This is a genomic window from Amycolatopsis sp. WAC 04197, from assembly GCF_003947475.1.
GTDB lineage: Bacteria > Actinomycetota > Actinomycetes > Mycobacteriales > Pseudonocardiaceae > Amycolatopsis > Amycolatopsis japonica.
This window is the reverse complement of the sequence record NZ_QHJK01000010.1, coordinates 76,935-100,865: the sequence shown is the minus strand read 5'-3', so window position 1 is coordinate 100,865 and position 23,931 is coordinate 76,935. Positions and strand designations below refer to the sequence as shown.

Annotated in this window: 25 protein-coding genes; 10 read left to right on the top strand and 15 right to left on the bottom strand. The window is 69.3% G+C overall.

Features of this window, described 5'->3' with window-relative positions:
* Entirely contained in the window at positions 1–1,422 is a 1,422-nt protein-coding gene (locus DMC64_RS33015; RefSeq protein ID WP_125736689.1) for a PucR family transcriptional regulator, read from the bottom strand.
* Between the two features lie 136 nt (positions 1,423–1,558).
* Here DMC64_RS33015 and DMC64_RS33010 point away from each other — a divergent pair, with 136 nt between their 5' ends.
* The 7 genes from DMC64_RS33010 to DMC64_RS32980 are packed head-to-tail and all read left to right on the top strand — an operon-like array spanning position 1,559 to position 8,877.
* Positions 1,559–2,428 (top strand): xanthine dehydrogenase family protein subunit M, encoded by an 870-nt coding sequence (locus tag DMC64_RS33010; RefSeq protein ID WP_125736688.1) that lies wholly within the window; start codon positions 1,559–1,561, stop codon positions 2,426–2,428.
* Complete coding sequence (locus DMC64_RS33005; protein WP_125736687.1) at positions 2,419–2,889, top strand: (2Fe-2S)-binding protein; 471 nt, start codon at positions 2,419–2,421, stop codon at positions 2,887–2,889. Before DMC64_RS33010 ends, DMC64_RS33005 begins: the two co-directional genes overlap by 10 nt.
* The gene (locus tag DMC64_RS33000) at positions 2,886–4,235 is read left to right on the top strand and encodes an 8-oxoguanine deaminase (RefSeq protein WP_125736686.1); all 1,350 of its coding nucleotides are present in this window, start codon (positions 2,886–2,888) and stop codon (positions 4,233–4,235) included. The genes DMC64_RS33005 and DMC64_RS33000 overlap by 4 nt, the downstream gene beginning before the upstream one ends.
* Positions 4,232–6,511 (top strand): xanthine dehydrogenase subunit D, encoded by a 2,280-nt coding sequence (gene pucD / locus DMC64_RS32995; protein WP_125736685.1) that lies wholly within the window; start codon positions 4,232–4,234, stop codon positions 6,509–6,511. Before DMC64_RS33000 ends, pucD begins: the two co-directional genes overlap by 4 nt.
* A 33-nt stretch (positions 6,512–6,544) precedes the next feature.
* Positions 6,545–7,039: a nucleoside deaminase gene (locus DMC64_RS32990; protein WP_016336263.1), complete on the top strand. Its 495-nt coding sequence runs from the start codon at positions 6,545–6,547 to the stop codon at positions 7,037–7,039.
* 33 nt (positions 7,040–7,072) lie between these two features.
* On the top strand, positions 7,073–8,515 hold the full coding sequence (locus DMC64_RS32985) for an NCS2 family permease (RefSeq protein ID WP_016336262.1): 1,443 nt from the start codon (positions 7,073–7,075) through the stop codon (positions 8,513–8,515).
* Entirely contained in the window at positions 8,506–8,877 is a 372-nt protein-coding gene (locus DMC64_RS32980) for a gamma-glutamylcyclotransferase (protein ID WP_125736684.1), read from the top strand. The genes DMC64_RS32985 and DMC64_RS32980 overlap by 10 nt, the downstream gene beginning before the upstream one ends.
* A gap of 59 nt (positions 8,878–8,936) precedes the next feature.
* Here the strand turns inward: DMC64_RS32980 and DMC64_RS32975 are convergent, their stop codons facing one another.
* Positions 8,937–9,626, bottom strand: a complete 690-nt coding sequence (locus DMC64_RS32975; protein ID WP_125736683.1) for a hypothetical protein — start codon at positions 9,624–9,626, stop codon at positions 8,937–8,939.
* A gap of 102 nt (positions 9,627–9,728) precedes the next feature.
* The gene (locus tag DMC64_RS32970) at positions 9,729–10,313 is read right to left on the bottom strand and encodes a TetR/AcrR family transcriptional regulator (protein WP_233629897.1); all 585 of its coding nucleotides are present in this window, start codon (positions 10,311–10,313) and stop codon (positions 9,729–9,731) included.
* 139 nt (positions 10,314–10,452) lie between these two features.
* Here DMC64_RS32970 and DMC64_RS32965 point away from each other — a divergent pair, with 139 nt between their 5' ends.
* Positions 10,453–11,958 carry an alpha/beta hydrolase gene (locus DMC64_RS32965; protein ID WP_125736682.1) on the top strand — a complete coding sequence of 502 codons (1,506 nt, stop codon included), beginning with the start codon at positions 10,453–10,455 and terminating at the stop codon, positions 11,956–11,958.
* Here DMC64_RS32965 and pucL read toward each other — a convergent pair.
* From pucL to DMC64_RS32945, 4 genes are read right to left on the bottom strand one after another with little or no spacing between them, the layout of a single operon-like run.
* Positions 11,955–12,833: a factor-independent urate hydroxylase gene (pucL, locus tag DMC64_RS32960; protein WP_125736681.1), complete on the bottom strand. Its 879-nt coding sequence runs from the start codon at positions 12,831–12,833 to the stop codon at positions 11,955–11,957. The two genes, DMC64_RS32965 and pucL, sit on opposite strands and share 4 nt — an antisense overlap.
* A gap of 6 nt (positions 12,834–12,839) precedes the next feature.
* Positions 12,840–13,157 carry a hydroxyisourate hydrolase gene (gene uraH / locus DMC64_RS32955; RefSeq protein ID WP_125736680.1) on the bottom strand — a complete coding sequence of 106 codons (318 nt, stop codon included), beginning with the start codon at positions 13,155–13,157 and terminating at the stop codon, positions 12,840–12,842.
* The gene (gene uraD, locus DMC64_RS32950; protein ID WP_016336255.1) at positions 13,154–13,645 is read right to left on the bottom strand and encodes a 2-oxo-4-hydroxy-4-carboxy-5-ureidoimidazoline decarboxylase; all 492 of its coding nucleotides are present in this window, start codon (positions 13,643–13,645) and stop codon (positions 13,154–13,156) included. The genes uraH and uraD overlap by 4 nt, the downstream gene beginning before the upstream one ends.
* A 58-nt stretch (positions 13,646–13,703) precedes the next feature.
* Positions 13,704–14,180 (bottom strand): helix-turn-helix domain-containing protein, encoded by a 477-nt coding sequence (locus DMC64_RS32945; protein ID WP_125736679.1) that lies wholly within the window; start codon positions 14,178–14,180, stop codon positions 13,704–13,706.
* Between the two features lie 105 nt (positions 14,181–14,285).
* On the opposite strand from DMC64_RS32945, the gene allB reads away from it, so the two are divergent.
* Together allB and alc are read left to right on the top strand one after the other, a co-directional pair.
* On the top strand, positions 14,286–15,614 hold the full coding sequence (gene allB / locus DMC64_RS32940) for an allantoinase AllB (protein WP_037342294.1): 1,329 nt from the start codon (positions 14,286–14,288) through the stop codon (positions 15,612–15,614).
* Between the two features lies 1 nt (position 15,615).
* A complete protein-coding gene (gene alc, locus DMC64_RS32935; RefSeq protein WP_125736678.1) occupies positions 15,616–16,632 on the top strand; it encodes an allantoicase in 1,017 nt (338 codons plus the stop codon).
* A 68-nt stretch (positions 16,633–16,700) separates the two neighbouring features.
* On the opposite strand, the gene DMC64_RS43040 is transcribed toward alc, so the two are convergent.
* The 8 genes from DMC64_RS43040 to DMC64_RS42775 are packed head-to-tail and all read right to left on the bottom strand — an operon-like array spanning position 16,701 to position 23,905.
* The gene (locus DMC64_RS43040; protein WP_162836896.1) at positions 16,701–16,877 is read right to left on the bottom strand and encodes a hypothetical protein; all 177 of its coding nucleotides are present in this window, start codon (positions 16,875–16,877) and stop codon (positions 16,701–16,703) included.
* A gap of 34 nt (positions 16,878–16,911) precedes the next feature.
* Positions 16,912–17,388 (bottom strand): CoA-binding protein, encoded by a 477-nt coding sequence (locus DMC64_RS32930; RefSeq protein ID WP_125736677.1) that lies wholly within the window; start codon positions 17,386–17,388, stop codon positions 16,912–16,914.
* Positions 17,385–18,674 (bottom strand): O-acetylhomoserine aminocarboxypropyltransferase/cysteine synthase family protein, encoded by a 1,290-nt coding sequence (locus DMC64_RS32925; protein WP_125736676.1) that lies wholly within the window; start codon positions 18,672–18,674, stop codon positions 17,385–17,387. Before DMC64_RS32925 ends, DMC64_RS32930 begins: the two co-directional genes overlap by 4 nt.
* A 54-nt stretch (positions 18,675–18,728) precedes the next feature.
* The gene (locus DMC64_RS32920; protein WP_037342298.1) at positions 18,729–19,910 is read right to left on the bottom strand and encodes a hypothetical protein; all 1,182 of its coding nucleotides are present in this window, start codon (positions 19,908–19,910) and stop codon (positions 18,729–18,731) included.
* A gap of 24 nt (positions 19,911–19,934) precedes the next feature.
* Entirely contained in the window at positions 19,935–21,305 is a 1,371-nt protein-coding gene (locus tag DMC64_RS32915; RefSeq protein ID WP_037342625.1) for a hypothetical protein, read from the bottom strand.
* Entirely contained in the window at positions 21,302–21,766 is a 465-nt protein-coding gene (locus DMC64_RS32910; RefSeq protein ID WP_125736675.1) for a hypothetical protein, read from the bottom strand. The genes DMC64_RS32915 and DMC64_RS32910 overlap by 4 nt, the downstream gene beginning before the upstream one ends.
* Positions 21,763–23,106 carry a hypothetical protein gene (locus DMC64_RS32905; protein ID WP_125736674.1) on the bottom strand — a complete coding sequence of 448 codons (1,344 nt, stop codon included), beginning with the start codon at positions 23,104–23,106 and terminating at the stop codon, positions 21,763–21,765. The genes DMC64_RS32910 and DMC64_RS32905 overlap by 4 nt, the downstream gene beginning before the upstream one ends.
* Complete coding sequence (locus DMC64_RS42775) at positions 23,090–23,905, bottom strand: hypothetical protein (RefSeq protein ID WP_158634275.1); 816 nt, start codon at positions 23,903–23,905, stop codon at positions 23,090–23,092. Before DMC64_RS42775 ends, DMC64_RS32905 begins: the two co-directional genes overlap by 17 nt.
* Between the last annotated feature and the right edge of the window lie 26 nt (positions 23,906–23,931).

Genomic DNA, 23,931 nt, shown 5'->3' with positions numbered 1-23,931 from the left:
TCAGCTCCCTGCCGACAAGGCCAAATAGACGTCGAGCTGTTCGGTGAACTCGGTCAGGTCCGTGCCGAGCAGTTCGCTCGCGCGCCCGATCCGGTACCGCAACGTGTTGACGTGGACGTGCAGCGCCCGCGCGGCCCGCGTCGGCGAGCCGGAGCATTCGAGGAAGACGAGCAGGGTGTGCACCAGATCGGTGCCCTGTTCGGCGTCGTAGCTCAGCAACGGGCCCAGCACCCGGCGCCGCAACGCCGCCCGCAGGTCGTCGGGGGTCCCCGCCAGCAGCAGCCGGTGCATGCCGATCTCGCCGCCGGGGACGATCTCGATCGTGCCGGGCCGTTCCGCCGCCACGGCCAGCGCGTGGCGCGCGACCTCCTTCGCGCCCCGCAGCACGGAGACCGGGGAACGGTCGCTGATCCCGATCAGCACCCGGCGACAGGGCAGCAACGACTCCACTGTGGACAGTGTGGCGGTCACCGTGGCGGGCCATTCGTCCGGCCACTCGCCGTCGTCCTCGGCCACCGCCCATGTGGTTTCGCCGGCGGGGCCGACCAGTGCGCCCGATGGCAGGAGTTCCGTCAGGATGCCGCGTGCCGCCTCGGATCCTTCGGTGCGCGCGACGACGAATCGTAGATCGCCGCGCAGTCCGGTCGCGGTCAGCGCCGCGTGCGGATCACTTCCTTCGTCGAGCGCGGCGAGCAACGGTTCGAGCACCCTGTCGGTGACGGCGCGCACCTCGTCCGCCCGCGTGCGCGCGAGCCCGATCAGCCCGGCGAGCTCCTCGGCGATCTCCGCCTGGGCGGCGGTCAGCGCGCCGCCGATCGCGAGCAGCCACGGCAGCGCGTGCCTGCCTCCGACCGGCCGGACCGAGACGTCGTCCGCCTCCAGGGAACGGCCGCCCGCGGCGACGAACCGCCGCACCAGATCCGACCCCGTGCCGACGGGTTCCACCCAGCAGGGGAGACCGATCTCGGCGCGCGCCCGCTCCAGCAGTGTCTCCACCGACGCGTCTTCCGTCGCCGCTGAAAGCAAACGTTTGCGAGCGCCTTCCGCGGCCGAGGCGAGCGCCAGGACGACCCGTTCGGTGACGACCGAGAATGACAGGTCCGCCGGCACTTCCAGCAACGGGATCCCGTGTCGCGTACAGGCTTCGACGAGATCGTCGGGAATGCCGTCGGAATCCGCACCGGACGCCGCGAGCGCCGCCGCCCCGGCCTTCGCCAGCGCGGCGACGAAGGCTTCCGAATCACCGGGCCCGCGCCACCACAGCAACCCGCTCAGGACGAGTTCGCCCGCCGACACGTACCGCCCGGGATCGGGTAGTTCCGTGACGTAGATCCGGGACACCGGACGGTCGAGCAGAGCCGTCCCGGCGCGCACGCGCAAGCGCAAGCCGGGCAGTGCCAGGAGAGTTTTCACGGTCGTCATCAGGTTTGTAGGAAAGCACAAAACGACCGGCGTGTGCAGGGGACATTTCATGCTTCGGCACCGTTGCCGCCATACGGGCGCAGGGCGTCTACTGAGTCAGCCGTCACACATCGCCGCCGAACCGAGGAGCCCGAGAGTGGATTTCCTGCGCCCCAGCTCGCTGACCGAGGCGCTCGCCGTCAAGGCCGAGCGACCCGACGCGGTGCCCATCGCGGGCGGTACGGACGTCATGGTGGAGCTCAACTTCGACCACCGCCGCCCCGGCGCGCTGCTCGACCTCAACCGTGTCACCGAACTCGCCGAGTGGACCGAGACCGACGGCAAGATCCGCCTCGGCGCCTCGGTGCCCTACGTCCGGGTGATCGCTGAGCTGGGTGAAGTTCTGCCCGCGCTGGCGATGGCTTCCCGCACCGTCGGCTCGCCCCAGATCCGCAACCGCGGCACCGTCGGCGGCAACCTCGGCGCCGCCTCGCCCGCCGGAGACACGCATCCCGTACTGCTCGTGCTCGGCGCCGAGGTCGAGGCCGCGTCGGTACGTGGAACCCGGCTGATCCCGGCCGAGGAGTTCTACCTCGGCGTCAAGCGCAACGCCCTCGAACCCGACGAGCTGATCACCGCGGTGCACCTGCCCGCCGAGGTCGGGCCGCAGCAGTTCGCGAAGGTCGGCACGCGTAACGCGATGGTCATCGCGGTCTGCTCGTTCGCGCTGGCCTTGCACCTCGACACGCGCGAGATCCGGGCGGCGGTCGGCTCGGCGGCGCCGACCCCACGTCGCGCGACCGCGGCGGAGGAGTACCTCGGCGCCGAACTTCCCTGGTCCACCAAGGCGTCGCTCACGGGTTCGGTCAAACGCCGGTTCGGCGAGCTGGTGGCGGAGGCGGCGTCACCGATCGACGACGTCCGCGGCAGCGCCGACTACCGCAAACACGCGTTGTCCGTCCTGGCGCGGCGGACGCTGACCTGGGCGTGGAACGACTTCCAGAAGGGTGAACGCGAGTGCGCGTGAACGTGACGATCAACGGCGAGTCCCGCCAGGCCGACGACGTCTGGGAGGGCGAAAGCCTGCTGTACGTGCTCCGCGAGCGGCTCGGCCTCCCGGGCTCCAAGAACGCCTGTGAACAGGGCGAATGCGGTTCCTGCACGGTGTACCTCGACGACGTCCCGGTGTGTTCGTGCCTGGTCGCGGCCGGTCAGGTCGAGGGCCGCGAGGTCCGCACGGTCGAGGGGCTCGCCGAGAGCGACAAGCTGGACCGGGTGCAGCAGTCCTTTGTGGACGCGGGCGCCGTCCAATGTGGCTTCTGCACCCCCGGCCTCGTGGTGGCCGCGCACGATCTGCTCAACCGGGTCGAAAACCCCGCTGACGAGGAGATTCGCGAGGCGCTGGCGGGGAACCTCTGCCGGTGTACCGGATACGAGAAGATCCTCGACGCCGTCCGGTTGGCCGCGACCAGGGGAGAGACCGCGTGAAGACCGTCATCGAGAACGCCGCGATCGCCACCGTCGACGGCGCGGGCACCGAGTACGACTCGGGCCACGTCGTCATCGAGAACGACCGCATCGCGGCGGTCGGTGCGGGCAAGGCGCCCGACGGCGAGTACGACGAACGCGTCGACGGCTCCGGCTGCCTGGTCACGCCCGGTCTGATCAACACCCACCACCATCTCTACCAGTGGGCCACGCGCGGTCTCGCCGCCGACCACACACTCTTCGAATGGCTGGTCGCGCTCTACCCGGTGTGGGGCAGGCTCGACGCCGAGATCACGCACGCGGCGGCCACGGCCGGGCTCACCCGGCTCGCGACCACCGGCTGCACCACGGTCGCCGACCACCACTACGTCTTCCCGCGTGACGGCGGCGACCAGGTCGAAGCCCTCGCCGCCGCCAGGATCCGCGTCGGCGTGCGGTTGCACGTCGTGCGCGGCTCGATGGACCGGGGCGAGTCCCAGGGCGGGCTCCCGCCGGACAACCTCGTCGAAGAGACCGAGGCCGCGCTGCTCGGCACCGAAGCCGCGATCGACCGCTTCCACGACGACTCCGTCGGCGCGCATCTGCAGATCGCGGCCGGTCCCTGTTCACCGTTCTCGGTGAGCGAGCGGCTGATGACCGGCGCGGCGGAATTGGCGCGCCGCAAGGGGGTCCGGCTCCATACGCACCTCGCCGAGACGGTCGACGAGGAGAAGCAGTGCCTCGCCGAAGTCGGCTGCACCCCGGCGGAATACGCCGACAAACTCGGCTGGCTCGCGGACGACGTCTGGCTCGCGCACTCGATCCACCTCGCCCCGGAGGCGATCCGGCGGATGGGCGCCACCGGCACCGGTGCGGCGCATTGCCCGACGTCCAACGGGCGGATCGGCGCCGGGATCGCCCCGGTGCGGCAGCTGCTCGACGCCGGGGTGCCGGTCGGGCTCGGCGCCGACGGCGCGGCGTCCAACGAATCCGGTGGCCTCGGCGAGGAACTGCACCAGGCGCTTCTGCAGGCTCGGCAGCGCGGTGGACCGCGCGGGCTGACCACGCGCGAGGCGCTGTGGATGGGCACGATGGGCGGCGCGCGCTGCCTCGGCAGGCAGCAGGACCTGGGCTCGATCGAGGTCGGCAAGCTCGCCGACCTCGCGGTCTGGAATCTGAACGGCCTGAACTACGCCGGGATCACCGACCCGGTCGCCGCCTTGGTGCTCGGCACCACCCCGCCGGTCGAGCGGCTGTACGTCGGCGGCGCCACCGTCGTCGACGGCGGAACCCTGCGCGAGGAATCCGAAGACGAGATCGCCTGTGAGCTGGCCGTGGCCAGTGCCCGGCTGAGGGAGACGGTATGACCACCACTGAAGTCTCCAAGCAGACTGAGAACGGCGTCGGGTCGAGCCCGCGCCGGCCCGACGGCACGGTCAAGGTGCGTGGCGAGTTCGCCTACTCCTCGGACCTCTGGCACGAGGACATGCTGTGGGGCGCGACGCTGCGCAGCCCGCATCCGTACGCGCGGATCACCGGCATCGACATCACCGAAGCCCTTGCCGTGCAAGGGGTGTACGCGGTGTTGACGCACGAAGACGTGCCCGGCGTGAACAAGTACGGCCTGGAGCACGCGGATCAGCCGGTGCTCGCCGTCGACGTCGTGCGCTACCAGGGCGAGCCCGTCGCGCTCGTCGCCGCGGACCACCCCGAGACCGCACGCCGCGCGATGAAACGGATCAAGGTCTCCTACGAGGTCCTCGAACCGGTGACGGATTCCGAGAAGGCCGCCGCCGGTGAGGGCGCCGAGCTGCACCCCGGCGGAAACGTCGTGCGGTACGCCAAGATCCGCCACGGCGACCAGTCGGTGAAGGCCGACATCGTGGTGTCCGGCGTCTACGAGGTCGGCATGCAGGACCAGGCCTTCCTCGGGCCGGAATCGGGAATGGCGATCCCGGACACCGAAGGCGGTGTCGATCTGTACGTCGCCACGCAATGGCTCCACGTCGACCAGCAGCAGATCGTCGCCGCGCTGGGTCTGCCCAAGGACAAGGTCCGGCTGACACTCGGCGGGGTCGGCGGCGCGTTCGGCGGCCGTGAGGACCTCTCGATCCAGGTCCACGCGTGTTTGCTGGCGCTGCACACCGGCAAGCCGGTCAAGATGGTCTACAACCGCGAGGAATCGTTCTACGGTCACGTGCACCGCCACCCGGCCAAGATGTACTACGAGCACGGCGCGGACAAGGACGGCCGGCTCGTCTACGTGAAGGCGAAGCTGTACCTGGACGGTGGCGCATACGCGTCGTCGACCGGCGCGGTGGTGGCGAACGCGGCCACCCTCGGTGTCGGTCCGTACAATGTGGACAGTGCGTCGGTCGATTGCTGGGGCGTGTACACCAACAATCCGCCGTGTGGTGCGATGCGTGGTTTCGGTGCGGTGCAGGCGGGTTTCGCGTACGAGTCCCAAATGGACAAGCTCGCCGAGGCGTGCGGCCTCGACCCGGTCGACATCCGGATCCGCAACGCGATGGCCGAAGGCAGTGTCATGCCCACCGGCCAGATCGTCGACTCGGCCGCCCCGGTCGCCGAACTGCTGGAACGCCTGCGCGCCAAGCCGTTGCCGGTCGCGCATGAGGAACTGGACCTGCGCAGGATGCCCGGCGGCGTTTCCAACACCACGCACGGCGAAGGTGTCGTCCGCGGTGTCGGCTACGCGGTCGGCATCAAGAACATCTGCTTCTCCGAGGGTTTCGACGACTACTCGACGGCCCGCGTACGGCTGCAGCTCGTCGGCGGCGAACCCGCGGCGACCGTGCACACCGCGGCCTGCGAGGTCGGCCAGGGCCTGGTGACGATCATGCAGCAGATCGTGCGGACCGAACTCGGCATCGAGCAGGTGACGATCCTGCCGATGGACACCAACATCGGCAACGGCGGTTCGACGTCGGCCTCCCGGCAGAGCTACGTCACCGGCGGCGCCGTGCAGGCCGCGTGCGTCGCGGTGCGTTCCGGGCTGCACAAGCACTTGGCCGGCAAACTCGACGCGGACGGGAAGCTGAACGTCGTCGCGAACAAGGTCGTCTCGGCCGACGGCAGTGTGCTCGCGGATCTCGCCGACGTCCTCGGCGACGAGGTGTTCGACGAGACCGTCGAATGGCGGCACCGTCCGACCGTGCCCATCGACCCCGAGACAGGACAAGGGAACGCGCACGTCCAGTACGGTTTCGCGGCACACCGCGCGGTCGTGGACGTCGACACCGAACTCGGCCTGATCAAGGTCGTCGCGCTCGACTGCGCGCAGGACGTCGGCAAGGCGCTGAACCCGCAGGCGGTACTCGGCCAGATCCAGGGCGGTTCCGCGCAGGGGCTCGGGCTCGCGGTCATGGAGGAGATCCAGACCGACGGCGGGAAGATCCGCAACCCGTCGTTCACCGACTACCTGATCCCGACCGTGCTGGACATGCCGCCGATGGACATCGACGTCCTCGAACGGCCAGACCCCAACGCCCCGTATGGTCTGCGCGGGGTCGGCGAACCGCCGACGATCTCGTCCACCCCGGCGATCGTCGCGGCCATCCGCGCGGCCACCGGGCTCGCGCTGCCCCGTGTCCCGGTGCGTCCCGAACACCTCACCGGCACCTGACAATCCGTACTTTTTCGAGCTAGGAGCACATCCGTGGGTACCCGTCTGTCCATTTCGGAGTCCGACGAGCAGAAATGGCTCGCCGAAGCCGTCCAGCTGGCCACCGCGAACGTCGAGAACGGCGGCGGCCCGTTCGGCGCGATGATCGTCCGCGACGGTTCGGTGCTGGCCACCGGGACCAACCAGGTGACCCCGACGCTGGACCCGACGGCGCACGCCGAGGTGGTCGCGATCCGCGCGGCCTGCCAGGCGATCGGCGACTACAAACTCGACGGCTGCGTCCTCGTGACCTCCTGCGAGCCTTGCCCGCTCTGCCTTTCCGCCGCGCTCTGGGCGCGTGTCGGCAAGGTCGTCTACGCCGCGGACCGCCACGACGCGGCCGAGGCGGGCTTCGACGACCGCGAGTTCTACGACCTCTTTTCCCGCCCGCGCGAGACCTGGTCACTACCCGTCGGCCAACTGTCCCTTCCGGACTCCTTCGCGCCTTTCCAGGCCTGGCTGTCGAAACCCGACAAGAAGGCTTACTAGTCTCTTCCCGCCCCACAACGTTGTGGAGTAGGCATGACCCAATTAGGTACTGAGCGTCCCCACCTGCCCTCGTCCGAGCCGAGGCGGCTGTCCGGGCTCGACCGCTGGTTCAAGATCTCCCATCGCGGCAGCACGATCGGCCGCGAGGTGCGCGGCGGGATCACCACGTTCGTCGCGATGTGTTACATCGTGTTGCTCAACCCGCTCATCCTCGGCGCGTCGGCCGACATCACCGGCGCGAAGCTGACCACCGAGGCGATCACCACCGCGACCGCGCTGGCGGCCGGCGTCACCACGATCCTGATGGGACTGGTCGGCAACGCGCCGCTGGCGCTCGCGGCGGGCCTCGGCGTGAACGGTGTCGTCGCCTTCCAGATGGCTCCGGCCATGACGTGGGCGCAGGCCTTCGGGCTCGTTGTCCTCGAAGGCTTCTGCATCGTGCTGATGGCCGTTTCCGGGGTACGGGAACGGATCATCAACGCGATCCCGATGGCGCTCAAGGTCGCGATCACCGTCGGGATCGGGCTCTACATCGCGCTGGTCGGCCTGGTCAGCGCCGGATTCGTGACCAGGACACCGGATTCCGCGCAGTCGACGGTGCCGGTGCGGATGGGGATCGCAGGCCACCTCGAAGGCTGGCCGATCGCGATCTTCTGCCTCGGGCTGCTCCTGATGATCGTGCTGGTGAGCCGCGGGGTGCCGGGCGCGGTGCTGATCAGCATCGCGGTCGCGACCGGGCTCGCCGTGCTGGTCAACAGCGTCTTCCACGTCGAAGGCTGGGGCCTGGTCGAACCCAAGGTGCCCGACCAGGTCGTGGCGCATCCCGATTTCAGCCTGCTGGGCGACATCGATCTCTTCGGCGGATTCGGCTCGGCGGGCGCGGTGACCGCGGCGGTCTTCCTGTTCACGCTGGTGCTTTCCGGGTTCTTCGACGCGATGGGCACGATCACGTCGGTCTCGGAGGAGGCGGGCCTGGTCAAGAACGGCAAGGTCGAGGGGATGGGCCGGATCCTGCTGGTCGACGGTGCGGGCGCGCTGGCGGGCGGCGTCACCGGATCGGCGCCGAACACCGTGTTCCTCGAATCGGCGGCAGGCGTCGGCGAAGGCGCGCGGACCGGGCTGGCGAGCATCGTCACCGGCGGGTTGTTCACCGCGACCCTGTTCCTGACGCCGATCGCGGCCATCGTCCCGGCGCAGGCCGCGGCGCCCGCGCTGGTGGTCATCGGCGGGATGATGATGGCGCAATGCGCGCGGATCCCTTGGCGGGACCTGGATTTCGCGATCCCGGTGTTCCTGACCATCGCGCTGATCCCGTTCACCTACTCGATCACCAACGGGATCGGCGCCGGGCTGGTCGCCTACGTGCTGATCAAGATCTGCAAGGGCAAGATCCGCGAGATCGGCTGGATCCTCGGGATCCTGGCCGCGGTGTTCGGGGTGTACTTCGGGATCGAAGGGATCATGTCGTGGTTCTGATGTTCCTCAACGGCGGCGGGATGCGTGGCGGACCGCTGCACGAACAGTTGCAGGGCGCGCCGTTGTGCTGCGTGGCCCGCTCGGCGCCCAAGTATCACTATTTCTCCGTGGGCGACCGGTTCCCGGCGATGCACGAGGGCGGTTCCGCGTCGGTCGTGGGCGAGGTCTACGACCTGCCGCTCACGGTGCTGCGGGATCACCTGGTCCCGGCCGAACCGCCGGAACTGGAGCTGGGCGTCGTCGAACTGGAGGATGGCGCGGCCTGTCTCGCCACCGTCCTGCGTTCGTCCTATGTGGACTCGTCCGAACTGACGGACATCTCCGCGGTGGGGGACTGGCGGGCGTATCTCGCGTCCCGCTAGTGGTCCGTGAAGGCCTCCTTGAGGGACCCTGGGTCCCTCAAGGAGGCCTTCACGGAACGTCAGAGCACGAAGACGAGATCGCTCGCCGCCGCGTGGAACATCTCGGGCGAGCCCGCGTAGAAGGCCCGCCAGACGCCGGGTTTGCGGTGCTCGGCCGAAGCCGCGAAGGCCCAGGTCGTGCCGTTCCAGGTGGCGTCGACCGTCGCCGCCGTGGTCCAACGGTAGGTGCTGAACGAGAAGTACTGGAGCTCGACCGGGATCGGGTTCGCGGTGTACCGGCCGGGGAACTCGATCGTGCCGGACCCGGTCACGGCCTTGGCCGCGTCCCGGCCCGCCGCGAACGACGTGATCTTCGCCGGGTGGAGCACGACGATCTTTTCGGTGTCGGCGCCCGAGTTCGCGACCGACGGATCGGTGGAGAAGAAGTCGGCGCGGTAGTTGCCGGTGCGGATCGGGGTCAGCGTGGCGCTGTAGGCACCGGCGGCGTCGGTGACCGGCTTGGCCTGCGCCTCACCGCAGAAGCCGTTGAAACAGAACGAGATGCCCACCTCGGCGCCCGCGATCGGGGTGGCGTCGGCCTTGGTGAGCTTTCCCGAGATCGTGACGGTCTTCCCGGCGTCGATCTTGGTGGCGCTGGTGGTCGCGGTCAGGGTGGACGGCTGCGCCTCGGCGGCGGCCGCGGGCATCGCGCCCGCGGTGAGCAGTGCGGCCACGGCGATGGTGCCGAGTACGAGCTTCCTGATGATCATGGGCTCCCCAAACGGATTCCGGTGTTGGCGACGGCTAGGTCGGCCGGAAGCCGTTGTCCGTTGCGGGGAAATCCCTGTGTTCAGAAGCCCGCCGTCGGTGCTTCACGCATCAGGGAGCAGCGTGCGCGCGAAGGCCACGGATGACGCCCCCGCGACCTCCAGCGCTTCGGTGTTACGCAGTGATCGGCTCAGTACGAACGCCCCTTCGAGGCTGTTCACCAAAGCGATCGTGAGCCGCCGAGCGGACTCCGGCCCGAGGCCGTACTTGCCGAACTTCTTGGCCCCGGTCTCGATCCACGCGGTGAACACGTCGGCGGTCGCGATCCGGAGTTTCTCGTTGGTGCTCGCGACCTCGAGCGCGACAGTGGCGATGGGGCACGCGTCGGCGTAATCGGTCGCCTTCAGCGTCTCGGCGGCGCTGGCGAAGCAGGCCTCGATACCGTGGATCAGATCCGGCTCGTCGGCGAAGAAGATCTCGAACAGCGCGAGGTACATCATCCCCGAGGTGCGGATGACCTCCTCGCCGAGCTGTTCCTTGCCGCCGGGGAAGAAGTGGTACAGCGAGCCGAAGGGCGCGTTCGCCGCCTCGACGATCTGCTTCACCCCGGTGCCGGTGTACCCGTTCCGCCGGAGCAGCTCGGCGCCGGCGTTCACGATGCGTTCCCGCGTTCCAGTCACGCCCTCCATGATAGAGCGTTCTATCAAGTTCCGGTGGTCCCTTCGACCTTGGTTCACCTCCCGGCGCTACCTGCGGTCGATGTTCGCGTGGTGTGCCCGGCCCTAGCGTCTGGAGCCGTTGGGAATCCAAGGAAGAAGGGGGAAGAACATGAAACGGCTCTTGGCCGTCGGGTTGCTCCCGGTGATCGTGAGCGGGTTGCTCGCCGGGGCCGGCACGGCTTCGGCGGGCGTCCCGGCGCACTACACCGGCCAGAAACTGGATTGGCATCCCTGCGCGGCGGAGGAACTGGTCACGTTGCCGCCGGGCACCGATATCGGCGGGCTCGAATGCGCGACGTTCCGCACGCCTCGCGACTGGGATCGCGCGGACGAGCGGCAGGACCTGACCATCGCGGTCAGCAGGCTGAAGTCCACCGGGACTTCGACGGCCTCGCTGCTCACCAATCCGGGCGGGCCGGGCGGTCCCGGGCGCTGGTTCCCGGTGACCTTCCGCGGGCAGGAGAAACTGCGCGAACACCAGGACATCATCGGGATCGACGTGCGCGGGACCGGCAAGAGCACCAACGTCACCTGCCGGGGCGCGGCCGACCTCATCCGGCAGCTGGATCCGCGCGACCGTGACCCGCGCAATCTGAACCAGATCCTGGCCAACGCCGAACACGTGGCCAGGTCCTGCCAGAGCGCAGGCGGCGAACTCGGCCCGCTGATCACCACCCATCAGACGATCAGGGATTTCGATCTGCTCCGGACGCTGCTCGGCCGCGAGAAGATCAACTGGGTCGGCTACTCGGGCGGCACCTGGCTGGGCGCGCATTACGCCCAGCAGTTCCCGCAGCGGACCGGGCGGTTCGTGCTGGACTCTTCGACGGAGTTCACCACGGACTGGCAGAAGACGTTCGACCGGCAGCCGGTCGGTTTCGAACGGCGCTGGCGGCAGGACTTCCTGCCGTGGATGGCGCGGTACGACGCGAAGTACCACTTCGGCACCAACGGCGAAGAGGTCCGGCAGGCCTATGAGCGGGTCCGCTACGCCCTGTCCCGCAACCCGATGGACGGGAAGGGGCCGATGGAGTTCGACACCGCCATCGTCTACATGCTCTACAAGAAGGCGACGTTCCCGGCGCTGGCCGAACTGCTGGTCAAGGTCCGGGACGCGATGGAGAACCCGGGGGCGAAGGCCGAGGCCAAGGCCGCCGTCGAGGCCGCGGGTGACCAGCCCGACGCGCAGGACGCCACCTTCTGGAACACCCTTTGTGGTGAGGGACGGTTCATCGGCACCCGCGAGTCGCTGATCCGCGCTTCGCAGCGGAACCTGGATCGTGGTCTGCTCCTGGCGGGCGGTGGCACGCTGAGCGCCTCGGTCTGCCTGTTCTGGGACAAGGAACCGCGTCCGCTGCCGAAGCTGGACGGCAAGGGCGTCCCGCCGGTGCTGATCGTGCACTCCGAGCACGACCCGGCCACGGCGATCGAGGGCGCCCGGAAGGCGCACGCGGGGTTCGCGAACTCGCGCATGCTGACCGTGGCCGGTGAGGGCGACCACGGGCTCTACGCGGACGGGAACCCCAAGGTGGACGAGATCGTGGACGCCTACCTGGTCGACGGGGTGGTCCCCGCCGACCAGAGCGTCCCCGGTATGCCGCTGCCGGTGCCCTAGAAGGCGGCGAGGGTGTGCCAGGCCAGACCGGCGTCCTCGGCGTCGTCGCGGAGGACGACCCCCTCGATCAGGCCGTACGGGCGGTCGGCGGCGTAGAAGACCTCGTTGTCGTTCTTCAGCCCGAAGGGTGACAGGTCCACCAGGAAGTGGTGCTTGTTCGGCAGTGAGAGCCGGACTTCGGCGACCTCTTCGCGTTCCTTGAGCACAGCCTCTCCCATGGCGTACAGCGTCTGCTGCAGGGAGAGGCTGTGTTTGTCCGCGAAGGTCTCCAGCAGGATCCGCCGGACCTCCGCGTGGCTCGTGGCCCAGTCGATGCCGTCGCCCTGGTAGCGCCAGCGCGCGGTCACGGCGGTGGCGAGGATGCGGTCGTTCGTCTCGGCCAGCGTCGTGTACTCGTCGCGCGGGAAGCCGTGGAACTCCGAACCGGTCGACTTGAGCACCACGAGATCGTCCAAACCGGACACCACCGAGGCCTGGTCACCCTGGACGGTCACGGCGGTCGTCCGCTTTTCGCTGCCCGCCTGGGAGAACGCGTGATCGTGGCCCGAGATGCGGTTCCAGCCGTGTTCGTCGATCAGGATCCGGGCGCCGGTGATGTGCTCGAACGAGCCGACGAAATGGCGTCCGAGCCGCAGCGCGAAGTCCTCGATCTCGCCGACCGGGGCTTCCTTGGCGAAGGCGTAGACGGTGTTCTTCTGGGTGTCGGTCGCGACGACGTCGGCGTTGTCACCGGTGAGGTGTGTCGCCGCGAGGTCGCCGCGAAGCGACGTCGAAACGGTGAGGTCTTTGAGGTGGTGGACGGTGCCTTCGCGCTGAACGGTGACGAGCCGGACTTCGGCCTTGCCGTACTGGTTGGGGCCCAGGGTGATGGCCACGGGCGATCAGCTCCCTCGATAGGTGGAATAGGCGAACGGGCTCAGCAGCAACGGCACGTGGTGGTGCTCGGTCCCGTCAGCGATGCGGAAGGTCAAGGTGACTTCGGGGAAGAAGGAGTCCGGGCCGAGGTAGGCGCCGGTGTCGAAGACCAGCCGGTACACCCCGGGGTCGAGGGTGTCCGGGCCGAGGTCGCGGATCCGGCCGTCGGCGTCGGTCCGGCCTTCGGCGACGGGATCGCCCGCGCCGGTTTCGAGCCGTACGCCGACGTCCGCGGCGGGCCGTCCCGCGGCGGTGTCGAGGATGTGCGTGGTCACGAGGCTCATGCCGTCACCGCCTTCTCCAGCCGCAGCGCGGCGATCTTGGCCAGCTCTTGACCGGCCACTTCGAGTTCCTTGCCGGGGTCGTTCGAAAGCCTCGAACGCAGGTTTTCCAGCAGTTCGGCGCCACTCCGGCCGCTCGCGCAGACCAGGAAGACGTGTCCGAACGTCGCTTCGTATTCGGCGTTGGCCGCGGCGAACTCGCGCGCCGCGTCACCGTCCACACCGGACTGTTCGGAGCGCGACCAGCCCGCTTCGGTGCTCTGGCCGCCGGCTTTCTCCCCGATCCGGGGATGGGCCGCCATGGCGCGCCGGACCTCTTCGGGGCGCAACGGGGTGAGCGCCTCGGACGCGGCGAGCAGCGCGGCGAGGTCGGCGTACGGGCGCCTGGCCAGCAGGGTTTCCACCCAGCGCGGAACGTCGAGGCAGGCGGTCAGCGCCGGCCGGACGTCCTGTGCGGGAGCCTCGTTGAACTCTCGAATGGTGAGCGGCACGGGAACTGACGGTACGGCGACGATTCCGCCGCCGTCAACATTTTGTTGAAACAGCCCTTCAGTCTTGGTCGCGGTTGAGGTAGTTGTAGACCGTGAACCTCGTGACCCCCAGTGCCTCCGCGACGGTCGACACCGACTTGCGGAGGCCGAACGCGCCGCGTTCCTTGAGCAGCCGCACCGCGCGCTGCTTGGCGGCGCGGTCGAGGGTGTCGAGTTTCCCGCCGAGCTCGCGTTCGACGTCGCCGATGAGGCGGGCGAGGGCGCTGTGCAGTTCGACCGCGGGCTCGGTCGTGTCGTCGCCGACCTGCCGGAGCTGGAGGGTGACGCGCGTGGCGCCACCGTCCAAAGCCGCCCTGGCGATGGCGGGAAGCGCGTCAAGGAGGGCGTCGGCGTCGCCGCGGACGAGGGTGCCGAGCGGGCCGAAGTCGGCGGACAGGCCCGCGTTCTCCGCGGTGTCGCGGGCTTTGACGGCGTGTTCGGGTGGCGGACCCTCGCCGTGGAACGGTTCGCTGGTGAACTCGGCTTCTAACTGCACGAAGCGAAGGTAGCGCCGCTTGGGCTCGTTGACGAGCAGGGTGGCCGGAGTTAATGTCGGAGTGCGAAACCTCGATTCCACTCAGTGGAAGTTGGAGGCTTTTAGATGGACTTGGTGATCAAGGCCGCCCGAGCCGTGACGGCCGCCGGGGAGGTACCCGCGACCATCGGTGTCGACGGTGGCCGCATCGTCGCGGTGGAGCCCGCCGGAGCCGATCTGGACGGCGATCGGGTACTCGAACTCGATGATGACGTCGTGCTGCTGCCGGGTCTGGTCGATACCCACGTGCACGTCAACGACCCGGGCCGCACCGAATGGGAGGGGTTCGCTTCGGCGACCCGCGCGGCCGCGGCGGGCGGGGTCACCACGATCGTGGACATGCCGTTGAACAGCCTGCCGCCGACGGTCGACGTCGCGTCGCTGGAGGTGAAGCGCAAGACCGCCGAGGGCAAGGTGCACGTCGACGTCGGGTTCTGGGGCGGCGCGATCCCCGGCAATCTCGCGGAGCTGCGCGGCCTGCACGAGGCGGGCGTCTTCGGGTTCAAGTCCTTCCTGCTGCATTCCGGCGTCGACGAGTTCCCGCCGCTGGACGCGCGCGGGCTCGAAGAGGCGATGACCGAACTGCGGACCTTCGACGGCATGATCATCGTGCACGCGGAGGACTCCGACGCGATCGATCACGCGCCGGACCCGCACGGCGAGAAATACGAAGACTTCCTGCATTCGCGGCCGCGTGGCGCGGAGAACGTGGCGATCGCGCAGGTGATCGAGCTGGCGAGGAAGACCGGCGTCCGCGCGCACATCCTGCACCTGTCGTCCTCGGACGCGCTGCCGATGGTCGAGAGCGCGCGGCGCGACGGCGTCCGGCTGACCGCCGAGACCTGCCCGCACTACCTGAGTTTCACCGCGGAGGAGATCGGCGACGGCGCCACGCAGTTCAAATGCTGCCCGCCGATCCGCGAGGCCGGGAACCGCGAACTGCTGTGGAAGGGGCTCGCGGACGGCGTCATCGACTGCGTGGTGACCGACCATTCGCCGTGCACGCCGGAGCTGAAACGCTTCGACAGCGGCGATTTCGGGCTCGCCTGGGGCGGGATCGCCGGCTTGCAGCTCGGCCTGCCCGCCGTCTGGACCCAGGCGCGGCAACGCGGGTTCGCCCTCACCGACGTCGTCCGCTGGATGGCCGAACATCCGGCCGCGCAGGCGGGGATGCGCCGCAAGGGGCATCTCGCGCCGGGCTACGACGCCGACTTCAGCGTGTTCGCACCCGACGAGGCTTTCGTCGTCGACGTCGCGAAATTGAAGCACCGCAACCCGGTCAGCGCCTACCACGGACGGCCGCTGGCCGGTGTCGTCCGGAGCACGTGGTTGCGGGGCGAGGAGATCACCGGTGAAGACCCGGCAGGCGTTCTGCTGACCCGGGGTGATTGCTGAGATGGAGGATGCCGTGAACGACCGTCCTGAGTGGACAGCCCTGCCCGACCTGGCCTCGCGCAAGTTCGGCGGGACCGTGATGTGGGCGACGGACGAGTTGTTCGCCGAGAAGGAGAACCTGGTCAATCCCTGGGTGCCCGCGCACCAGACGGAGACCTTCGGCCCCAAGGGCCAGGTCTACGACGGCTGGGAGACCCGGCGGCACCGCGAACCCGGCGACGACCAGGCGGTGATCCGGCTCGGCCTGGCGGGCGCGATCACCGGCGTCATCGTGGACACCGCGTTCTTCAAGGGCAACTACCCGCCGTTCGTCTCGGTCGAGGCGTGCGCCGTCGACGGCTATCCCAGCGCGGCCGAAGTGGCCGAAGCGGACTGGGACGTGCTGGTGAAACGTGGCGCGGCGGCTGGGCACACGGAGAACTTCTTCGAGATCGGCGGGAGCAAGCGCTACACGCACGTCCGGCTGACCATGCATCCGGACGGCGGCGTGGCCAGGCTGCGCGTGCACGGCACGCCGATCCCGGACCCGCGCCTGCTCGACCTCGGCGCGCTCGACCTCGCCGCGCTGGAGAACGGCGCGGTGGTCACCGGGTGCAGCAACATGTTCTATTCCTCGCCCAACAACCTCTTCTCGCCGGGGCTCGCCGCGCATCAGGCCGAGGGCTGGGAGACCGCCCGACGCCGGGACGACGGGAACGACTGGGTCACGGTGCGTCTCGCCGGCGCGGGCGTCATCCGGTTCGCCGAGTTCGACAACAGCAATCTGAAGGGCAACGCGCCGGGCTGGGCCGCGCTGAGCGGCCGGGACGGCGACGGTGAGTGGGTCGAGCTGCTGCCCAAAACGCGGTTGCAGCCGGACACGCGACACCGGTTCGCCCTCGCCGCGGGACCTGAGGTGACCGAAGTCCGGCTCGACATCTATCCAGACGGCGGGATGGCGCGCCTACGTCTCTTCGGCGCGCTCTCGGAGCGTGGCCGCGCTGAGGTCACTTCGCGTTTCGAGGCCGCCCGCTCCTGACGCATTTCGTCCTCTGAATGCGGTAGTTGGCATCGAGAACTACCGCGTTTAGAGGACGAAATGCGGGGTCAGGGACGGGCGCCGGGCCGGTTCAGGTACGCGGAGAACAGCGAAAGGACGATGCCGACCGAGAAGATCGCGGTGAGCCACCAAGCGCCGCCGATGGACAGGTTCCACACCAGGGCACCCGCCATGAGCAGTGCCATGACGATGTTCCTGAGCTGCAGCGGCGTCGGTTTGGCCATGCCGCCACCCTCTCACGGGCCGGGCAGGCCCTGGTCAGGGGGCGGACTGGCGACGTGAGCTGATCACGCCGGTGTTGAACCCGGCGAGGTGGAGCCCGCCGGCGAACCGGGCGTGTTCGATCTTCACGCAGCGGTTCATCACCACGTCCAGCCCCGCCTGTTTGGCGAGGTCGGCGACGGGCTCGTGCCACAGGCCCAGCTGAAGCCAGAGCGTGCGCGCTCCGGCCTCGACGACCTCCTCGGCCACGCCGGGGAGGTCGTCGTGCTTGCGGAACACGCTGACCAGGTCGGCCTCACCGGGCACGTCGGCCAGCGACGGGTACACCGGCCGTCCGAGGAGTTCGTCCAGCCGCGGGTTCACGAAGTTGACCTCGTACTTGCTGGAGGAAAGCAGGTACGTCGCGACGAAGTAGCTCGGCCGCGCGGGATTGTTCGAAGCACCGACGATGGTCACCGACCTCGTCCGCGAGAGGATGCGGCGCCGCTCGACCGCGCCGACGTCGTAGGTCATCCCGCCACCGCCTTGCCGAGCGCCTGATCGAGATCCCACAGGATGTCGTCGACGTCCTCCAGCCCGACCGACAGGCGGATCAGGTCCGGGCCCACCCCGGCCGAACGCAACTGGTCCTCGGAGAGCTGCTGATGGGTGGTGGACGCCGGATGGATGACCAGCGTCCGCGCGTCCCCGACGTTCGCCAGATGCGACAGCAGCTCGACCGAGTTCACGAACGTCTCCCCGGCCGCGCGGCCGCCGTCGACGCCGAAGGAGAACACGGCACCCGGCCCGGCGGGCAGGTACTTCTTCGCGCGGTCGTGGTGCGGGTGATCCGGCAGGCCGGCGTAGTTCACCCAAGCCACCCGGCTGTCGTTCGCGAGGTACTCCGCGACGGCTCGCGCGTTGGCGACGTGGGCGTCCATCCGCTGCGGCAGCGTCTCGACGCCTTGCAGCAGGAGGAAGGCCGAGTGCGGCGAGAGGACTGCACCGATGTCGCGCAACTGCTCGGCGCGGAGCCGGGTGCAGAAGGCGTACTCGCCGAAGTTCTCCCAGTACTTCAGGCCGCCGTAGCTCTCGACGGTCTCGGTCATCCTCGGGAACTTCCCGTTGCCCCAGTCGAACTTCCCGGACTCGACGACCACCCCGCCCAGGGTGGTCCCGTGCCCGCCGAGGAACTTCGTCGCCGAATGCAGCACGATGTCCGCGCCGTGCTCGATCGGTCGGCACAGGTACGGCGTCGCCAAGGTCGCGTCGACGACCAGCGGGATGTCGTGCGCGTGCGCGAGCTCCGCCAGCCCGGTGATGTCGGCGATCCCGCCGCCCGGATTGCCGATGACCTCGGTGAAGATCAGCTTCGTCCGATCGGTGATGGCGGCCGCGTAGTCCTCGATGCGGTCTCCGCTGACGAAGGTGGTCTCGACCCCGAAGCGGCGCAGCGTCCCGGTGAGTTGCGTGACCGTGCCGCCGTAGAGCCCGCCCGCCGAGACGATGTGGTCGCCTGCCTCGGTGAGGGCGGAGAACGTCAGGAACTCCGCCGCCTGACCACTGCTGGTCGCGACGCCGCCGATCGCGCCTTCGAGGCTGGCCAAGCGTTCCTCGAAGGCCGCGACCGTCGGGTTGCCGATGCGGCTGTAGATGTTGCCGTACTTCTGCAGCGCGAACAGGTTCGCCGCGTCGGCCGCGTCCTCGAAGACGAAGCTCGTGGTCTGGTAGATGGGCACGGCGCGGGCGCCGGTCGCCGGGTCGGGCGTCCCGCCCGCGTGCAGGGCGCGGGTGCGGAAGCCCCAGGTGCGTTCACTCATCGCGCCCGACGCTACCTCGCGTCCCACTCCGTGACCATCGATCCCAGCACGTGGCTACTTGCGGTCCAGGGTGATCACGGTGCCGGGACGGTGTCCGTTCCGGCGCGGGGTGACTGGACGCGGTTCACGCGACACCGCGACCCCGGCCGGCCGGTGCCGATCCACCGGTAGTACCTCTCGCGAGTTGGTCCGGTCGGCCAGCCGCAGGGACTGGGCCGAGGTCAACCACTCCTCGGCGGGCTCCGCGATTTCGAGCAGCAGCGCCTCGAATTCCGACCGGGTGGTCTCGAGGATGTGCGGCGCCGCGAGCCACCGCAGCACCTGACGTCCGGTGACCGCCATCCGCTGCCGTGGCGAGGACACCAGCCGCTGGTCGAAGTAGCGGATCAGCACCTCGTCCACGGTGTCCCACGCGTTGGCCGCGCCGAACAGGTCCAGCACGTCCTCCGAACCGAGGATCTTGAACGCCTCGGTCAGCAGTTGCATGACTTCGACCCGCAGGACGTTCAGGTGACCGTACGAGGTGAACTTCAGGTTGTTCCGCAGGTCGAGACCGCTGCGCCGGACGACCGCCACACTGCCGAAACTCGGGTCGTACGCGCGTTCGCGGACGACGTCGGAGATCCGCTTGTCCCGCCAGAACAGGGCGACCTGGTTGCTGAACTGGGTGAACAGCTGGTGGAAATCGGTGTTCGGCCGCGAGTTCGCCGAGCCGAGCCCCTTGCCGTAGCCGAGGACGCGCCGGTACGCGCTGACGCGGTCCCGCCTGGTGTAGCGCAGGACGTCACGCCGGTCGAACCGGTACAGCCCGAACGCGCCGGGGCCGTCCGAAAGCCGGATGGCGCCGCCCTGGAACAGCTCCTGCAGCTTCTGCACCACGCGGAACACGCCGATCCGTTCGTGCTGGTACAGGTAGTACAGATCGCCGACCGCGATGACCCGTTCCGAGGCGACGGTCTCGTCGTAGGCGTCGACACCCGGCGGCATCGCCGTCGCGCCGAGGTCCGCGGCCGAACCGTCGCCGAGCCCGACGAGCTGCGCGATCCCGCCGTCCGCCGGCCCCGGCTTGCCCCGCTGTTCCGCCTCGACGGCGGTGAGCATGTCGTCCAGTTGTTTGAGGACCGCGTCGCCGAGTTTCGGATCGCTGCCCAGTTCGTTCGCGAGCTTCCCGGCGACCTGGCCGCGCAAGGCCGCGACCCGGTCGAAGAGTTCCCGGTATTCCTTTTCCGTGCCCATCGTCTTCCTCCCGTACGGGTCCGGCTACTGCCCGGGCCGCTTGCGCGTGGTCCGGGGTTTCGGCGGTTCCTCCGCCTCGGGTGGTGTCTGGCCTTCTCCGGCGCCGTGCCCCTCACGGAGCTCGGCGACCGAAGGCACCGTCGGCGTCCGGCCGGGCGGCGGCGTGAGCTGCGGGGTGGGCGGTGCGGGCGGATTCGGATCGGACGACGACGGCGAGCCGTCCCGCCCGATCGGCTCGGCGATCCGGACGACCTCCTGGAGATGGTCGTCGAGTTCGTCGATGGCCCGCTGCACACGGGAGCTGAAGAATCCCGGGGGAAGCGAGGCGCGGAAGTTGCCCGGCACGTCGCCGTTGGGACCGCCGGTGCTCTGCCGGGGAAGGTTCGCCACGATCCGCTGCAGCCGTTTCGCGATCTGCAGGAACGACGTGCCGACACCTTCCTTGCCCGCCGACTCGATCAGCTTGCCGCCCTCGAAGGTGGCGAACTCGCGGATCCAGCGAAGCAGCCCGCCGAGCGACATCGTCCCGCCCTGCGGATCGGGGACGCGGAGCACTTCGAGGTCCTCCTGCTGGACGAACACCGACCGCAGCATCGCGACGACCTCGTCGACCTGCGACGCGGTCGCGGACAGCAGCCGGGAGAGCGCGACCACGGCGGGACCGAAGAACGGCTGGCCGCCGGCCGGCTGCGAGAACGGGTCGATCTTGTCGCGTGCGTCCTGCCAGCCCCTGAACAACGAGACCACCCAATCCGTCAGCGTGATGAAGGAGGTCTGGATCCGTTCCTCCTCGATCGTGTTGACCTTGCCCGAGACCAGGCCGAGCTCGTCCCGCAGCTGGCCGAGATGTCCTTGCGTACGGTCTCCGGCCCCGACCGCGAGCCCGCCGTTGCCGAGCAGCAGCAGGAAGAGCTGATCGACCCGCGCCACGCGGATCAACGGGCTCTCCAGCTCCTGCCGGATCTGTTCGAGGTCGTGCCGGACGAGCGCGCGGAAACCCTCCGCGTTCTCGGGGTCCGAGTCCGTCCTCAGTGGACGGAGCGAATCGAGCAGTGCCAGCGAGTCCTTGACCGCGCTCCTGGCCCTCGCCGCGAGCGAGGCCTGACCGCCGGTGACGGCGCCGAGATCGGCCTGGATCGCGTATCCGCGCGGAGTCCATTTCGCCTCGGTGCGGCCTTGGACCTCGTTCAGTTCGAAACTGCCGGTCAGCGCGGCCACGAATCCTTTGGTGTCGCCTTCGCGCCACTTCCAGCCGAGCATGTCGCTGATCGTCTGTTCGGCGAGTTTGCCGGGGGCCGCCGCCTGCGGTGGGTACTGCCCGGTCGACAGCGGATACGCGCTGTCGATGTCCTGTGCGCGCGGCAACGTCGCGCCGCGGTCGTCGTTGATCGTCATCGGGTCGCCCCACATCCCTTGAATTCGGCCAGTTCCACTGCTTCACGCCAGCACCGCACCATCACGTCCTCCGCCGAGGACAAGGCGGTGGAGCATTGGTCCACCCCGGCATGGAAGCTCTTCGCCCAGCCCCGCCATTCCTGTTCCCGTCCGTGTACCGCGCGCAGCAGCCCGGAGACCGCGTGGTGCGAACGGCAGTGCCCGTCCACCCGCCGCCGCAGGTTCAGCAGCGACGACGCCGTGGTGTGCAACGACTCCGCGCTCACCGGGCCCTGTGTCGCGCGTGTGGCAGCCTCGACCTCTCCGGTGCCGTCGAGGACGACCTCGGCGAGATGATCCGCCGCGGCCAGCCCGACGCCGGCGGGCCGGTCTTCGGCGACGCTGATCTCCAAGGCCCGCCAGCACGCGGCCACCTGGTTCACTTCCTTGCCCAGCCGGGAGAATTCGGTGTCGAGCGTCATCTCGCCCTCCTGCCGAGCTCTTCCATGAAGAAGCCGAAAAGCCGTTTCGGCGGGGCCATCCGTTCGTCGAGCGCGAACCGGACCGCGCCGATCAGGAACCGTTCCGGCACGACGCCGGGGGAGACCCCGTCGGCCAGCCTGCCGGCGGCTTCTTCGATCATCGCCTGTTCCTTGGCTTCGAACCGCAGCACCTTCGCCAGGGGACGGTGCCCCAGCGAGGGGAACGACGTGAAGCACATCGCGTCCACCACCACGGGGATCGCCTTGTCCGCCGTCCTCAGCAGCGCCGGTGGCGCGTTCACCAGCTTCGCCCGCGGGTACAACTTGTGCCACATCTCCGCATACGCCTCCGCGTGCCGGGTGAAACCCATGCGGCGCAACAGCTCCACCGAGATCTTCGCGCGGAGGTACGGCACCGGGTGCACCGCGCGCGGGGTGAATCCCGTCGTTTCGAGTTCGGTGCGCCCGATGACGTCGAACAGCGAACCGACGACCGCCGGGCCACCCAGCAGCAGCGCGGACAGATCGGCGAACGTCTCCCGGTTCCACCTGACCCAGATGCCGGTCACCTCCCGCGGCACCCCCGCTTCGACGAGCCTCGCCGCCACCTGCAGCGGGATCGCCCTGGCGATGCCGAGGTCGTTCTGCAGGTTGTGACTCACCTCGTGCAGGACCGCGCCGAGCGTCCACGGGTTCACCAGCCGGTGGTACGGAAGCTGGATCAGCGGAAAGGGATTGAGCCGGTTCCCCAGCCGCCGCAAGGGAATCCCGCGGCGCGAGGTGGCCGGGCCGGATCCGGTGCGCAGGTAGCAGAACGGTGGCGGGGTCGGGATCGACCGCCAGCGCCCGATCCCGAGGTAGGCGTACTGGTAGCAGTCGAGTGCCACCCGGTCGCACGCCACCAGCCACGGGGCGAACGCGCCTTGCCGCTGGTTGAACAGATCGAGGTAGAAGTCCCAGACCCCTTCGGTGGTCTTGACCCAGCGTTGTGCCCGGGATTTCGCCCGCAGCAGCCGGGCGAGTTCGGCGCGTTCCGGCCGTTCCACCGCCTCGTCCGCGGCACGGCGAACCGCACGGGTCGCGGAGTACAACGGCTTCCGCAAGGTCGCCATCGTCCGGTTGACCGCCGCGAGATGCGCCCGGCTCGGGCCGGTGGCCGGGTCACCGAACTCCGACCAGCGGAAGGGCCGCAGCGCCTCCAGATGCCGTTCCACGTTGGTGGCCTGGGACAGCACCCAAGCCGTCAGTTCGTCGTCCCCGGACGGCCTCGCCCGCCGGAACCCGGTGGACGAGGCCGATTCACCGGATGCCGCGGGTAGCGCCTCAGCGGCGGCGCGCACGGCCGCGCGCCTTGCCACGACGGGCGGCGCCCGCCCGGCCCCGGGACTGCGTCCGGCGCCCGCCACGGGCGGCGGGACGGCGACGGCGCTGCTGGGGACGGCCGCGGCGCCGCTGCTGGCTCCGGCGGTTCGCGGGCGCGTTCTGCGCGCTGTTCACGGTGTGGCCGACCAGCCTGCGCGTGATGTACCGGGCGTTGATCGGGCGGCCGTCGGCGTACCGGCGCCCGACGTCGCGTGCGGTGCGGCCGATGATCTTCGGGATGTGCCGGACGGCACGGCGGGTCGCCGGGTTCCGCCACAGCTTGCGCCCGAGGTTGACCGCGCCGCGGATCAGCTGCGGACCGTGTTTGATGATCTTCGGCGCCGCCCATTTCGCCGCCTGGAACGCCAGCGGCGCGAGCGCGCCGAGGAAGGCCTCCGCCTCGTCCTCGGTCTCGGCGTTCTCGGCCTGGAAGGCCAGTTGCGCCATCATCTCGGCGTCGGGATAGACCCGCCGCGCCGGATGCGTGAAGTCCTCGTCCTCGGATTCCAGTTCGAACTCGTCCTCGAGTTCGCGGACGACGGCTTCGAACTCGGACTCGAATTCGTCTTCGTCCTCGTACTCGTACTCGCCGTAGACCTCGTCCTCCAGCTCGTCTTCGAGCTCCCGGGCCAGGCCGCCGAGCTCGTCTTCGAACTCGTCCTCGTCCTCGAATTCGCCTTCCAGTTCGTCCTCGAGTTCGTTTTCGAACTCGGCCTCGAGTTCACGGCTCAGCTCGTCTTCCAGCTCGCCGTCCACTGCCGCATAGCCACGGCTCATAACCGTTCTCCTCTGCTCCGGTGAAA

Excerpts from the sequence above, each read along its gene's own strand:
- DMC64_RS33015 (WP_125736689.1), bottom strand. The coding sequence starts at position 1,422 with ATGACGACCGTGAAAACTCTCCTGGCACTGCCCGGCTTGCGCTTGCGC.
- pucD (WP_125736685.1), top strand. The coding sequence starts at position 4,232 with ATGACCACCACTGAAGTCTCCAAGCAGACTGAGAACGGCGTCGGGTCG.
- DMC64_RS32985 (WP_016336262.1), top strand. The coding sequence starts at position 7,073 with ATGACCCAATTAGGTACTGAGCGTCCCCACCTGCCCTCGTCCGAGCCG.
- DMC64_RS32975 (WP_125736683.1), bottom strand. The coding sequence starts at position 9,626 with ATGATCATCAGGAAGCTCGTACTCGGCACCATCGCCGTGGCCGCACTG.
- DMC64_RS32970 (WP_233629897.1), bottom strand. The coding sequence starts at position 10,313 with ATGGAGGGCGTGACTGGAACGCGGGAACGCATCGTGAACGCCGGCGCC.
- DMC64_RS32965 (WP_125736682.1), top strand. The coding sequence starts at position 10,453 with ATGAAACGGCTCTTGGCCGTCGGGTTGCTCCCGGTGATCGTGAGCGGG.
- uraH (WP_125736680.1), bottom strand. The coding sequence starts at position 13,157 with ATGAGCCTCGTGACCACGCACATCCTCGACACCGCCGCGGGACGGCCC.
- allB (WP_037342294.1), top strand. The coding sequence starts at position 14,286 with ATGGACTTGGTGATCAAGGCCGCCCGAGCCGTGACGGCCGCCGGGGAG.
- alc (WP_125736678.1), top strand. The coding sequence starts at position 15,616 with ATGGAGGATGCCGTGAACGACCGTCCTGAGTGGACAGCCCTGCCCGAC.
- DMC64_RS43040 (WP_162836896.1), bottom strand. The coding sequence starts at position 16,877 with ATGGCCAAACCGACGCCGCTGCAGCTCAGGAACATCGTCATGGCACTG.
- DMC64_RS32930 (WP_125736677.1), bottom strand. The coding sequence starts at position 17,388 with ATGACCTACGACGTCGGCGCGGTCGAGCGGCGCCGCATCCTCTCGCGG.
- DMC64_RS32925 (WP_125736676.1), bottom strand. The coding sequence starts at position 18,674 with ATGAGTGAACGCACCTGGGGCTTCCGCACCCGCGCCCTGCACGCGGGC.
- DMC64_RS32920 (WP_037342298.1), bottom strand. The coding sequence starts at position 19,910 with ATGGGCACGGAAAAGGAATACCGGGAACTCTTCGACCGGGTCGCGGCC.
- DMC64_RS32915 (WP_037342625.1), bottom strand. The coding sequence starts at position 21,305 with ATGACGATCAACGACGACCGCGGCGCGACGTTGCCGCGCGCACAGGAC.
- DMC64_RS32910 (WP_125736675.1), bottom strand. The coding sequence starts at position 21,766 with ATGACGCTCGACACCGAATTCTCCCGGCTGGGCAAGGAAGTGAACCAG.
- DMC64_RS42775 (WP_158634275.1), bottom strand. The coding sequence starts at position 23,905 with ATGAGCCGTGGCTATGCGGCAGTGGACGGCGAGCTGGAAGACGAGCTG.